Genomic DNA, 12595 nt, shown 5'->3' with positions numbered 1-12595 from the left:
TACTTACTATGCCCTTTTCTCTCGATAAATTACTGGTTGTCGGTATTTCATCCCGTGCGCTGTTTGATCTAGAAGTTGAAGAAGCAATTTTTCAAGATCAAGGTTTAGACGCCTATCGCCAGCACCAACTTAATCATGAAAATGAGATACTCAAGCCGGGTGCGGGTTTCGCCTTAGTTAAAGCCTTATTAAAGCTCAATCAATTGACGCCGGGACAGAGATTGGTCGAGGTCGTCATCATGTCGCGCAACTCCTCAGAGACCTCATTACGCATCTTTAATTCCATCGAACATTATGGCTTAGATATCAGTCGCGCGGCCTTGGCTGGCGGCGCGCCATTAGCACCATACTTACAAGCTTTCAATGTCAGTCTATTTTTATCTTTGCATGAAGATGATGTGCAAGCTGCGATTAATTCCGGCATTGCGTCGGCACTCTTATATCAATTAGCGGAGAACACCGCGGACCTTGATCAAATTCGAATTGCCTTCGACGGTGATGCGGTTATTTTTTCAGATGAAGCAGAAAAAATCTATCAAACGCAAGGCATAGAAGCCTTCGAACAGCACGAACGCGACAACGCCAAAAAGCCATTACCAGAAGGTCCGTTCGCTCGCTTATTAGTAGCCCTATCGTATATTCAAAATAATTTTAAAGCGCCCGATGGTCGCGCTCTGCCCTTACGCACTGCCTTAGTCACCGCACGTTCTTCACCTGCCCATGAACGTGTAATTCGCACGCTACGCGCTTGGAATATCGCGATTGATGAAACTTTCTTTATGGGCGGCGTGAATAAATCGGCGGTACTCGCTGCGTTCAAACCGCATATGTTTTTTGACGATCAACATGGACATTGTATGCATGCTTCTAGCGTCGTGCCGACCGGTCGCGTACCCTACAAGCAATGACTATATAAAAATTTTCGATCTTTCTTCTTACCGAAAAAAGGCAAATCATGACTAAGCCTCTTAATATCCATACTTTACTCGCCGAACTCGGCGTACCCGTTGCTGACTATCAAGGATCAGACATCCACAGCATCTCGCCGATTAACAATCAGACTCTAATGAGTTTGCGCGCTGACTCGGCCGAACAGGTCAAACACAAGATAGACCGAGCACACGCTGCTTTTTTAGCATGGCGCAAAGTACCTGCACCCCGTCGTGGTGAATTGATCCGCTTATTTGGCGAAGAACTGCGCGCACATAAAGCCGCGCTAGGACAAATCGTAACTTTAGAAGCAGGAAAAATTCTGCAAGAAGGTTTAGGTGAAGTGCAAGAAATGATCGATATCTGTGACTTCGCGGTCGGTCTATCGCGCCAGTTATACGGTTTAACCATCGCTTCGGAACGCCCTGGCCATCGCATGATGGAAGTCTGGCATCCACTCGGCGTGGTAGGCGTCATTTCCGCATTCAACTTCCCAGTCGCAGTATGGGCTTGGAATGCCGCACTCGCCTTTGTGTGCGGCAATAGCGTGACATGGAAACCATCGGAGAAAACACCATTAACTGCACTAGCAACGCACTCCTTATTTATGAAAGCCGTCGCTCGCTTCAATGCAACGAGCGATGATGCGCCAGATGGTTTAGCGGAATTGATTATCGGTGCACGTGACACCGGCGCACAAATGGTCGAAGACAAGCGCATTGCCTTGATCTCCGCCACTGGCAGCACACGCATGGGCCGCCAAGTCGCAGAAATCTGCGCCAAACGCTTGACGCGCACCATCTTAGAATTAGGCGGCAATAACGCGATGATCGTGGCACCAAGTGCCGATTTGGAAATGGCGGTACGGGCAATTACCTTTTCAGCAGTTGGTACCGCAGGCCAACGCTGCACGACCTTACGCCGCTTGTTCGTGCATGACAGCATTTACGATACGCTAGTGCCACGCTTGAAGAAAATTTACGCAGGTCTGCCGATAGGCAATCCGCTAGAAAAATCCACCTTGATTGGCCCGTTGGTCGATCAAGCCGCCTTTGAAGCGATGCAAACTGCGTTAAATGCAGCAAAGGCTGACCAAGGAATAGTATTTGGCGGTGAACGTGTGATTGTCGCTGGCTCAGAGGGCGGCTATTACGTGCGCCCTGCCATCGTAGAAATGCCAAGCCAAACTGCACACATGCACCATGAAGTATTTGCGCCGATTATGTACATTGTGCGCTACCAAGATTTGCAACAAGCGATCGACTGGAACAATCAAGTACCGCAAGGTTTATCGTCCAGCATATTCACCACCGATATGCGCGAGGCCGAGTTATTTATGTCTGACGTAGGCAGCGATTGCGGCATTGCGAATGTCAATATCGGCCCATCAGGCGCAGAAATCGGCGGCGCATTTGGCGGCGAAAAAGATACCGGCGGTGGACGTGAATCTGGATCGGATGCATGGAAAGCCTATATGCGTCGCTCGACCAATACCGTCAATTACAGCCACTCTTTGCCTTTGGCACAAGGGATTAGTTTTGATATTTGATTGTGGGGATGTGAAAGAGCTTGAGCCGCAGAGGACGCAGAGATTTAGCTCTCAATTTAAATTCCAAATAAATACTATTAATTTGTGTGGTCGTTGAGTTGCACCTTTTTTCCGCTGGGGACGATGTAATTTGTGCGTGGCAGAAAATGGGATAAGAATTGCGAATGTTTGAGCGAAGCGAGTTTTCGCAATTCCCCATTTTTTGACATGCACAAATTATGCTGAAGCGCAGCGTAAGCACCCGAAGGGCAAGTCTGCGGTCGCCTTTCTTTTGCTTCCTTTTCTTTGGCGAAGCAAAGAAAAGGAAGTGGCTGCCGGGCCACCCCCGGCTAAGTTCTACGAAGTGCGAACAGATTAAGTAACATCAAAAGTAAACCAACAATGCAAACCATCACCCCAGCACAAGCCTCAGTCTTGGTCGCACAACACTGGCAGATCAGCGGTACCGCCAAAGAGCTCCCCTCTTACGCTGACCGCAATTTCAAGATCCATACGCCACAAGGCGATTACGTTTTCAAAATTGCCAATCCCAACTGGTCGTATGCTGATCTGGATATTGAAAATGCGGCGCTACGACATCTTGCTAAAACTTGTCCAGAGCTGAGCTTGCCGCAAGTGATGTTGACGCAAACTGAGCAGCACATATTACCGATCACAACCAGCAGTGGTGAAGCGTGTCACATGCGTCTGCTCAGCTATGTCGAGGGCGATATTTATGCGAATATCGCAGTCCGTCAAGATATTGATCAACGCTATCTACAAACCAGCCTTGGCATCGCGATAGGAAAATTAGATCGCGGCTTGCAAGACTTTGTTCATCCCAGCATGCACCGCTTTGTCGATTGGAGCATTAGCAATCTGCCTGATTTGCGCGATGAAATCAGGCACGTAACAGATCAAGATTTACGCGAGTTAATCACGCGTCATACAAACTATTTTGCCGAGCACGAAGCGACTTGGAAGCAAGTTTTACCGATGTCGGTCATCCACAATGACGCCAATGATTTTAATGTGATTGTTACTACTGATGGCAAAGCACATGTCAACGCGATCATTGATTTTGGCGATATGTGCTATCACCTACGCATCGTCGATCTCGCGATTACCATCGTGTATGCACTACAGCATGTCGAAGACGATCTGGCCGTGCGAGAATGTATGCTCGCGATATTGCGAGGCTATCACTCGCAATGCCCCTTAAGTGAACAAGAAATTCTGGTTGTATATCACTTGATTATGGCAAGGCTAAGTCAAAGCATTTTAATGTCGACGCGCGCTTATCGACACAATCCTGCGAATGACTATATTCTTGTTTCACAAAAAGGCGTGCGCCGCCTGTTACGTCAGTTGCATGCGATGAACTACCCAGCACTCCAACAACAATTTTTAAGCGTACTTTACATTCACGATTAGTCCCATCATGCCAACATCCGCCGCCCCTATTCCTAATCGCAGTGCCGAAGACATCATCGCGCTGCGCCGCCAGCATTTAAATCCCAGTCTAAGTATGTCCTACCGCCAACCGCTCAAGATGGTGCGCGGTGCGGGTGCATATTTATATGATCAAGATGGGCATGCCTACTTAGACATGGTGAATAATGTCTGCCACGTTGGGCACTGTCACCCGACGGTAGTCGCGGCAGGTCAAGCTCAAATGGCACAGCTCAATACCAATACGCGCTACTTGCATGACAATATCGTCGAATACGCACAACGATTAAGCGCAACTTTTCCAGCTGAATTGTCGGTCGTCTTTTTGACCAACTCCGGTACCGAAGCCAATGATCTGGCCTTGCGCATCGCTAAAACCTATACCCAAGCAAACGATGTTATCGTGGTCGATCATGCGTATCACGGCAACTCACCGACCATGATAGAACTGAGTCCGTATAAGTTTGATGGCAAAGGTGGTCGCGGTCGTCCACCCCACATACAAGTTGCCGAGATTCCTGACGATTATCGTGGACGCTTCCGCAAAGAAGATCCTAAAGCGGGTGTCCATTACGCCGATGACTTACATTGCGCGATAGCGGCAATCCGTGCACGCGGTGAAAAACCTGCGGCTTTTTATTGCGAATCTGTCTTAGGCTGCGGCGGCCAAGTGGTGCTTCCCGCTGGCTATCTGCAAGCCGCTTACGCCCATGCGCACGCCGCTGGTGCGGTCTGTATCGCAGATGAAGTACAAGTCGGCTTTGGCCGTGCAGGTGATTATTTCTGGGCTTTTGAAGCGCAAGGAGTGATCCCAGATATCGTCACCATGGGCAAACCTATCGGCAACGGACATCCTATGGGCGCCGTCGTCACACGTCCAGAAATTGCGCAAGCCTTCATGACGGGCATGGAATACTTCAATACCTTTGCAGGTAATCCTGTCTCCTGCGCGATTGGCTTAGCAGTGTTGGATGTCATTCAGCAAGAAGGCTTACAAGCCCACGCTAAGCAAGTTGGTGACTTTCTTTTGCATGGACTGAACGAGATGAAAAAAAACCACGCTCTGATCGGTGATGTGCGCGGTACCGGTTTATTCATCGGTGTGGAATTAGTCAGAGATCATGCTAGCCTAGAACCGGCAACAGCAGAAGCCAATGCGGTGATTGAATTTTTAAAAGCGCATCGTATTTTATTATCGACCGATGGACCGCATGACAATGTCTTAAAGCTCAAGCCACCTATGGTGTTTAGCATGAACAACGCGCAAGAATTCTTGATGCGATTGGATCAGGCTTTAAGTCAAATTTCTTGACCGTTCTGCCATAAAAAAAACGGATTCTCACATGTAGTCAGAATCCGTTTTTACATCGTTCCTATTTATCTGTATTTTTTAGTTCCAAGCAAATCACTTCAACGCAAGTTCAACCACGCACGTTCTTCGACTCTCACCGTCTGCGATCTACCGCCATTAACGGTATAAGTAACCCATAAGGATTTAGCGACATTGGGCACAGGATCAGCGCCACCCAGTGCATCATTTTCAACCCTAAGGTCCAATCTGCCATCTCTGACCAAGGAACGCAGATGTCGTGTGACGTCAATCTTGCGAGATTCGATACCGTAATAAGCATTAATAATGGTCAGTTGTCCATTGTCTGAATACCGATCACGGTTATCACTACGATTATCATTTCTGTTGTCATTGCGGTTGTCATTGCGATTATCACTGCCCCAGCCGCCTTTATAATCGCCACGATTCCCCCAATTGCCACGGCTCCAGCTCTTAAATAAAGCGCCGTCCACTAGACTACCTTCGCTGTATTCGAACGTGCGCATTTCGCCGCGTGGGCCGCGTGCAAAAATTCGCAAGGTCTTAATACGGTTTGGATGAGGATCGATACCAAAACTACGATTCCCCATACGGAATTCACGATCACTACGCGCTAATTCTTTTAAACGCTCCGTCACATCGACATTGCGTTCAGCCGTACCATACAATGCACTTAGAATTTGGTAATCACCATCATCGTACTTAGAACGCTCTGCCCTGTCAATATCATGAGCATCACGATTATCCCAACCACCGCGATAATCGCCATCACGTCCCCAATTACCACCACGCCAGGCTTTGAACAATGCCCCATCAACCAAACTGCCTTCCCGATATTCAAAGGTACGGGTTTCACCGCTATCACTGCGAGCATAGATCCGTAAAGTTTTAACTCGATTTGGATGTGGATCTATTCCAAAACTATCATTGCCCATCCGAAAATTAATGTCACGTCGGGCTAACTCTTTCAAGGTTTGCGTCACATCGACATTACGCTCCGCGGTGCCATATCGCGCATGCAAAATCTCAAACTGGCCGTCATCACGCTGAGCACTCGCCAAGTTCATCACACCAAGCAATAAGGAAAACACGGAGAATAGAACAAAACGCTGAAAATAGATTTGAGGAGAAAACATTATGGGCTCATTGAAAGAATAAGGTAAGCAAACAACGCTTTAGAACAAGACTTGGTGTACGTGCCTAGCAATAAAAACATCTCTATTAAATTTTGCAGGCACTTAGTAAACGCTTATTAACTTCAGTAATAAAACCGGTCCAACAAAATTACTGTCCAAGTGGCCAGCGCCAACAAGAAAGTCAGTAGCACAGCCGCACTACCAAAATCTTTCGCGTTCTTAGACAAAACATGGCGCTCCAGTGAAACACGATCGACCACCGCTTCAATCGCAGAATTCAATAACTCAACGATTAACATTAACACCAAAACCGCGATCATCATTAATTTTTCGAATGAGGATACCGGTAAGCACAAAGCAATCACCGCACCTACCACCACCAAAATTAATTCTTGGCGAAACGCGTGCTCCTGACGCCATGCCGCCTTTAAGCCGTCTAAGGAATAAAAAAAGGCAGAGAAAATACGTTTCAATCCACTTTTGCTTTTAAATTCACTAATCTCTATGGCAGCACCAGTTTGGTCGCTAGGTTCTTTCTCCTTATTGGGCGTAGCGTTTGGCTTGGGCTGATCTGGTAACGTCATGGACAGGTCCTTACGAATAAATGTGTGGCCAAATTCTATCAGGTGTATATGACTATTTGAATAAATCCCACATCTGGATTTCCATTACGGAAAATTTAGTCTAAGCTTGGTCTTCATTGAGTTCGCGCAACACCGAAAAAAACACCTAAGGAAGTCCCAATGGAAACTCGTCTACAGCGCCTAGAAGCCGTGCAAGCGATGGTATTAGAAATCGCTAAAATCTCTTCCAATACCAATGATTTACGTGAATTTTTGCATGCAATTCATATGGCATTGAGCCGCATCATGTATGCCAAGAATTTTTATATTGCGCTATATAATCCAGATGACGATTCGATACAGTTTGCTTATTTTTTAGATGAAGTCGACTCTCCCCCTGACCCCGAAAAGCGCTTTAAACTAGAAGCACCAGGCTCATCATTTACTAAATGGGTCATTTTAAATCGCAAGCCCTTAGTTGCCACCGCAGCAGAAATGGCTGCCATCCGGGCGGAAGAACAAATTGGCGTGACTGGAGCACCTTCTGAGCATTGGATGGGGTATCCGCTGATCGATCACAATAAGCGCATCTTGGGCGCCATGGTGATACAGAGTTACGACAAACAATATTTATACAGCAGCGAAGATCAGGCGCTTTTTGAACTAATCGCTAGCCATATCTCCAACGCCTTAGAGGTGTTTCAAAGCGTCGATCGTTTGGAGCGAGCCGTACAAGATCGTACTGCTTTGCTAGCCCATGAAATCGCCGAGCGCCGCCGGTCAGAAAAAATTCAAGGCGCCTTGTATGCCATTGCAGAGTTATCTTTTTCTGGTGAAGAAGGCAATCATCTATATAAAAAATTGCACCTAATCGTTGAAAATTTAATCGTCGCCAAAAATTTTATGGTGGCGATTTACCACCCCGAAAACGAAGAAATCAGCATACAATATTTTGTGGACGAGAAAGACCCCGTCCCTAGCCATACGCACTTCCCTCTAGGTGTGGGCATGACCTCGTTTGTGATAAGGACAGGTAAAGCGCAGTTAATTGATAAAGTACGCTTACAGCAGTTGATTGAGGATGGAGATATTCGTCAGGTTCTGGGTGGCAGCGATATAGAAAGCTGGATCGGCGCGCCTATCTTAATTAAAAATAAAATCTATGGTGTGATCATTGTCCAGAGCTATGATTTACATCACACCTACACCCATGCCGATCTCGATTTGCTGGCTTTTGTCGCCAGTCATATTGCCGTAGCGATCGCACGTATGAATGCTGATCGAGAACTAAGGCAGGCCAAAACAAATCTGGAGCAACAGAATAACGCGCTCAATGAAGCGCTTTTGGCATTACAAGAAGCGCAAAGTGAATTGGTCAGGCAAGAAAAACTTGCGTCCTTAGGCGGATTAGTGGCAGGTGTCGCCCACGAAATTAACACCCCTCTAGGTATTTGCGTGACCGCGACTAGCCATCTGATTGAAGAGCTACGCTTAACCCGTAAGGACATCGCGGCGGCACAATTTGACGAGCTTCAACGCGATCAGTTTTTAGACATTCTAGATCAAAGTCTGCGCATACTCAGTACCAATACCAAACGAGCGGCCGCATTAGTACGCAGCTTTAAACAAGTCGCGGTAGATCAAACCTCGAACGACAAACGCAAATTTCAATTATTCAGTTATCTCAACGAAATCTTGGTCTCATTACAGCCTAAATTAAAAGGCCGTCAGATCGAGATACAAATTGATTGTCCAGAAAACTTATTCATAGATAGCTATCCCGGTGCATTTTCACAAATCTTAACGAACTTCGTCATGAACTCACTGACACATGGTTTTGAAAACCTGAGTCAAGGGAGAATATACATACAAGTTGAGGTCGATGGAGATGATCTGAAATTTCAATACCAAGATAACGGACACGGTATGGATAAAGAAGCCTTGGGTAAATTATTTGACCCGTTTTACACCACCAAGCGCGGTCAAGGCGGTAGCGGCCTAGGCACCCATATCGTATACAACCTCGTCACGAGTTTATTGGGTGGCAGCATCAAAGCGCAATCATCACCGGGAGCAGGTCTCAGCTATCAATTACGTTTTCCATTGCATGCCAAGACTAAAGAACTTAGTCTCAACTAATTTCCAACTAAACATCAATAGCGAACATTAAATCTAATCAGGATAACGCTGATTGATGTCCACGGCTTTATCCACATTTTCTATCAGTAATTCGACAAAACGTGGATCGAGATGGCTGCCACTCACACTCTTCAAATGTGAAATAACTTGCTCGACCGGCCAAGCTTGTTTATAAACTCGCGCATGCATCAAGGCGTCGAATACGTCAGCTACCGCAACGATCCGTGCATACACATGAATCTCATTGCCGACCAAACCTTGAGGGTAGCCTGATCCATCGAATTTTTCGTGATGCTGGTGCGCGATAATAGATGCGGCGCGCAAAATCGGGCGATGTGACCCATCCAAGATCGACATGCCAACTTCGGGATGCATTTTCATAATGTCCCATTCACCTTGATCCAATTTACCCGGCTTTAGCAACACCGCGTCTGGTGTCGCTATTTTGCCAATATCATGCATAGGCGCAGCCTGCTTCAATATTGCCGCTTCGTCTGGGTCCATACCAGAGGTAATCGCGATCAGATAGCAAACTTCGGACATACGCCTGACGTGATTGCCCGCTTCTGAGGAACGAGACTCCACCACATCACCAAGGCGCATAATCAATTCACCTTGGGTGTCACTGATTTCTTGATTCAATAAAATATTATCGAAAGCAATGGCAACGCCCGAGGAAAAAACTTCCAATAATTTGGCATCAATTTCACTCACGCTTTCCACACCTTTCAATACCAGCAAGGACGCTTTTCCACTTTCGTTAGGAAAATAGCCTACGTAGGTATCACCAAATAAATGGGAGATTCGATTGGCGGTGACCTGCTGTAAGTGATCGAGTAACTCTTGGTTGAACAACTGATCGTCGTCGTCAAAGTTACCTATCTTTGCCAACACTTCATAGGAATTTTCACCTGACACACCACTGGCGCCGCGCAGGCGCAATAGCATACTTTTTTCGAGGCGCAAAAGCGCCACAACTTGCTGCAATAATCCATTCGCAAAGTCATGCATATTTCTTTGCTGGTAAATATGTGCGGATGCTTCAATAACACGCTCTAAACCTTCACGATAAGTCACTTGAAAGCGACGTGCCTCCTCTACCGTATAAATGTCGCGATAGGCACGTAAAGCGGCGAACGTCGTAGTAAATAGTTTAGTCCGATCAAGCTCGGTTTTTTCTTTGTAATCATTGATATCGTAATCAACGATGACACTTTCTTCCGGCGCTTGGCCAGGCTGACCGGTTCTCAAAACGATGCGGGTAAATTGATTTTTTAAATCCTGACGCATCCAACGAGCAACTTCCAAACCACTATTCTCGGCCTCCATTACAACATCCAGAAACACCAATGCAATATCAGGCTCGCGGCTCAGAATTTCTTTTGCTTCAGGACCGCTGTAAGCATCAAAAAACTGCAAGCGGCGACCATCCAATTCAAACCGGTGCAAAGTCAATTTGGTGACGTCATGAATATCCGGCTCATCATCGACCAAGAGAATTTTCCAGGGAGCTGACTTGGATGACATTAGTGAGATAGGCGACATGGACCGCTTTTCCTTCAAAAATAAAGTGAAAATATGACTCAAGCTGTAAATTTTTTTGTGACTGCTGTCATCGCGTCAGAAAAGTGTTAACAAACACGAATTCGATAGTACACCTAAGAATTAAAGATGCGGAAAAAAAATTCTGTCCAGCAATACAACTTGTCGCCAATTAACGATGCTAACGGAATAGCGACGAAAAAACGATGAAATTTAACTTTAACAATTAGGTAACAATGTCGTTTATATGTTGTTTATCGTTAGATAAAATCTTACAAAAACTAGCTAAATAGAATCTTTAGTTCAACACAGTCATTTCACATCATGGTATAAAGTGATTTATTGCAATGCACCATCCACATTATGAAAAACGACGCTCCAATTTCTACTGAAAAAACTTCGATTCAAGTCATCGAGCGCATGGTCTCATTATTAGATGTGCTGTCTCGCTATCATGACCCTGTTAGCCTCAAAGAACTTGCAAGCGTTACCGGGTTACACCCATCTACCGCACACCGTATCTTAAATGATCTGTGCATTACCCGTTTTGTAGACCGCGCAGATACAGGCACCTATCGACTTGGTATGCGCTTGCTTGAGCTAGGCAATATTGTTAAAAGCCGTCTCGACGTACGTGAAGCCGCCTTAGAGTTTATGCGCAATTTGCATCGCATCACCAATCAAACCATTAATTTATCGGTGCGTCAGGGTGACGAAATCGTATACATAGATCGCGCATTTTCCGAGCGCTCAGGCATGCAGGTCGTACGTGCCATTGGTGGTCGTGCACCTTTGCATTTAACGTCGACTGGTAAGATATTCTTGTCGATTGATGAGCCAAAGGCCTTGCGTGCCTACATCACACGCACAGGCTTAGCCGGACACAATAAAAATTCAATTACTGACGTCGCGAAATTAGAGCGTGAATTAGCTGCCGTGCGCAGTAATGGTTACGCACGTGACAATGAAGAGTTGGAGTTAGGCGTGCGTTGCATGGCGGCGGGAATTCACGATGACAGCGGTAAAATGATCGCAGGATTGTCAATCTCCGCGCCGGCTGATCGCCTACAAGAAGCGTGGTTAGGTGATTTAATCAGCACCGCTGAACAGATTTCAGCGGCACTAGGTTATGTGCCTAAAACGACGAAATAAAAAACCTCATTTGAGTTTTGCGGCATCCTATTAATGATCTGATTGCGTTAATTTCGCACCAAACCGTTCAACACGCGGTAAATAATAATTATCGTAGTCTAGTGAAAACATCAGGCGATTAACACGTCCTGTAATCAGTTCACGCTTCACCAATCCATAAAAACGAGAATCGTTACTATTGTCTCGATTATCACCTAACATCATGTAATATCCCGCTGGCACAGTCACAGGATCAAAAGTCCGCAATGCAGGACGTTCTGGCATGACTAAAATATTGTGCTGAAAACTACCTAATTTTTCTGTGAACATTAATTGCTGATTAGGGTATTCTCGTTTCGGCGTTAAATGTGCGGGATCAGGTTCGACCACCTCAGCATAGTCAGCTATTAGTCCATTAATAATCAACTTCTGATCACGCATTTCCACGACATCCCCAGGCAAACCGATTACACGCTTAATCAAACGCACACCGTCCGCAGGCGAACTAAAAGTTACGATATCACCTCGTTGCGGATCACCGACCTGCTTCAAAATCACATCGGTAAACGGCAGCTTAATATCATAAGCAATGCGATTAGCTATCACCCTGTCGCCTTCTAATAAATGTGGATACATAGAACTAGACGGTACCACATACCAATCCGCTAAGGCGCTACGCATCAAAATCATGCCCGCAACAAAAAATAAGAAAGTCTTATTATCAGCAATTAATTTGCGTAAATTAAAGTTCATGGCAGATCTCCAAGAATAAATAACACCGAGCTAAGACAGACAAAAGCCCCGAAAGTTCGGGGCTTTTGTTTACAACTTTTTAGCGAGCGCT

General features: G+C 46.0%; 10 protein-coding genes. 6 read left to right on the top strand and 4 right to left on the bottom strand.

The genetic code is table 11. The features are described from left to right. The first annotated feature begins 8 nt into the window (after positions 1-8). From ACFFJH_RS08135 to ACFFJH_RS08120, 4 genes are all read left to right on the top strand, one after another. The gene (locus tag ACFFJH_RS08135) at positions 9-908 is read left to right on the top strand and encodes a 5'-nucleotidase (protein ID WP_390211549.1); all 900 of its coding nucleotides are present in this window, start codon (positions 9-11) and stop codon (positions 906-908) included. 47 nt (positions 909-955) lie between these two features. Then, the gene (amaB, locus tag ACFFJH_RS08130) at positions 956-2479 is read left to right on the top strand and encodes an L-piperidine-6-carboxylate dehydrogenase (protein WP_390211547.1); all 1524 of its coding nucleotides are present in this window, start codon (positions 956-958) and stop codon (positions 2477-2479) included. Between the two features lie 381 nt (positions 2480-2860). Then, the gene (locus ACFFJH_RS08125) at positions 2861-3892 is read left to right on the top strand and encodes a phosphotransferase (protein ID WP_390211546.1); all 1032 of its coding nucleotides are present in this window, start codon (positions 2861-2863) and stop codon (positions 3890-3892) included. Positions 3893-3899: 7 nt separating this feature from the next. Further along, on the top strand, positions 3900-5222 hold the full coding sequence (locus ACFFJH_RS08120) for an aminotransferase class III-fold pyridoxal phosphate-dependent enzyme (RefSeq protein ID WP_390211544.1): 1323 nt from the start codon (positions 3900-3902) through the stop codon (positions 5220-5222). A 98-nt stretch (positions 5223-5320) separates the two neighbouring features. On the opposite strand, the gene ACFFJH_RS08115 is transcribed toward ACFFJH_RS08120, so the two are convergent. Beyond that, complete coding sequence (locus tag ACFFJH_RS08115; RefSeq protein ID WP_390211542.1) at positions 5321-6376, bottom strand: DnaJ-like protein C-terminal domain-containing protein; 1056 nt, start codon at positions 6374-6376, stop codon at positions 5321-5323. Positions 6377-6498: 122 nt separating this feature from the next. Continuing rightward, the gene (locus tag ACFFJH_RS08110) at positions 6499-6960 is read right to left on the bottom strand and encodes a diacylglycerol kinase (protein ID WP_390211541.1); all 462 of its coding nucleotides are present in this window, start codon (positions 6958-6960) and stop codon (positions 6499-6501) included. A gap of 159 nt (positions 6961-7119) precedes the next feature. On the opposite strand from ACFFJH_RS08110, the gene ACFFJH_RS08105 reads away from it, so the two are divergent. Then, positions 7120-9078 carry a GAF domain-containing sensor histidine kinase gene (locus tag ACFFJH_RS08105; RefSeq protein WP_390211540.1) on the top strand — a complete coding sequence of 653 codons (1959 nt, stop codon included), beginning with the start codon at positions 7120-7122 and terminating at the stop codon, positions 9076-9078. A gap of 33 nt (positions 9079-9111) precedes the next feature. Here ACFFJH_RS08105 and ACFFJH_RS08100 read toward each other — a convergent pair whose 3' ends face one another. Beyond that, on the bottom strand, positions 9112-10623 hold the full coding sequence (locus ACFFJH_RS08100; RefSeq protein WP_390211538.1) for a DUF3369 domain-containing protein: 1512 nt from the start codon (positions 10621-10623) through the stop codon (positions 9112-9114). Positions 10624-10983: 360 nt separating this feature from the next. On the opposite strand from ACFFJH_RS08100, the gene ACFFJH_RS08095 reads away from it, so the two are divergent. Continuing rightward, complete coding sequence (locus tag ACFFJH_RS08095) at positions 10984-11772, top strand: IclR family transcriptional regulator (RefSeq protein WP_390211537.1); 789 nt, start codon at positions 10984-10986, stop codon at positions 11770-11772. A 30-nt stretch (positions 11773-11802) separates the two neighbouring features. Here ACFFJH_RS08095 and lepB read toward each other — a convergent pair whose 3' ends face one another. After that, entirely contained in the window at positions 11803-12504 is a 702-nt protein-coding gene (gene lepB, locus ACFFJH_RS08090) for a signal peptidase I (protein ID WP_390211536.1), read from the bottom strand. Positions 12505-12595: the final 91 nt, after the last annotated feature.

It is taken from the genome of Affinundibacterium danionis, assembly GCF_042432465.1.
Lineage (GTDB): Bacteria > Pseudomonadota > Gammaproteobacteria > Burkholderiales > Burkholderiaceae_D > Undibacterium > Undibacterium danionis.
The sequence above is the reverse complement of the archived record's forward strand: the minus strand, read 5'-3'. Positions and strand labels throughout refer to the sequence as shown.

Excerpts from the sequence above, each read along its gene's own strand:
- ACFFJH_RS08135 (WP_390211549.1), top strand. The coding sequence starts at position 9 with ATGCCCTTTTCTCTCGATAAATTACTGGTTGTCGGTATTTCATCCCGT.
- amaB (WP_390211547.1), top strand. The coding sequence starts at position 956 with ATGACTAAGCCTCTTAATATCCATACTTTACTCGCCGAACTCGGCGTA.
- ACFFJH_RS08125 (WP_390211546.1), top strand. The coding sequence starts at position 2,861 with ATGCAAACCATCACCCCAGCACAAGCCTCAGTCTTGGTCGCACAACAC.
- ACFFJH_RS08120 (WP_390211544.1), top strand. The coding sequence starts at position 3,900 with ATGCCAACATCCGCCGCCCCTATTCCTAATCGCAGTGCCGAAGACATC.
- ACFFJH_RS08115 (WP_390211542.1), bottom strand. The coding sequence starts at position 6,376 with ATGTTTTCTCCTCAAATCTATTTTCAGCGTTTTGTTCTATTCTCCGTG.
- ACFFJH_RS08110 (WP_390211541.1), bottom strand. The coding sequence starts at position 6,960 with ATGACGTTACCAGATCAGCCCAAGCCAAACGCTACGCCCAATAAGGAG.
- ACFFJH_RS08105 (WP_390211540.1), top strand. The coding sequence starts at position 7,120 with ATGGAAACTCGTCTACAGCGCCTAGAAGCCGTGCAAGCGATGGTATTA.
- ACFFJH_RS08100 (WP_390211538.1), bottom strand. The coding sequence starts at position 10,623 with ATGTCGCCTATCTCACTAATGTCATCCAAGTCAGCTCCCTGGAAAATT.
- ACFFJH_RS08095 (WP_390211537.1), top strand. The coding sequence starts at position 10,984 with ATGAAAAACGACGCTCCAATTTCTACTGAAAAAACTTCGATTCAAGTC.
- lepB (WP_390211536.1), bottom strand. The coding sequence starts at position 12,504 with ATGAACTTTAATTTACGCAAATTAATTGCTGATAATAAGACTTTCTTA.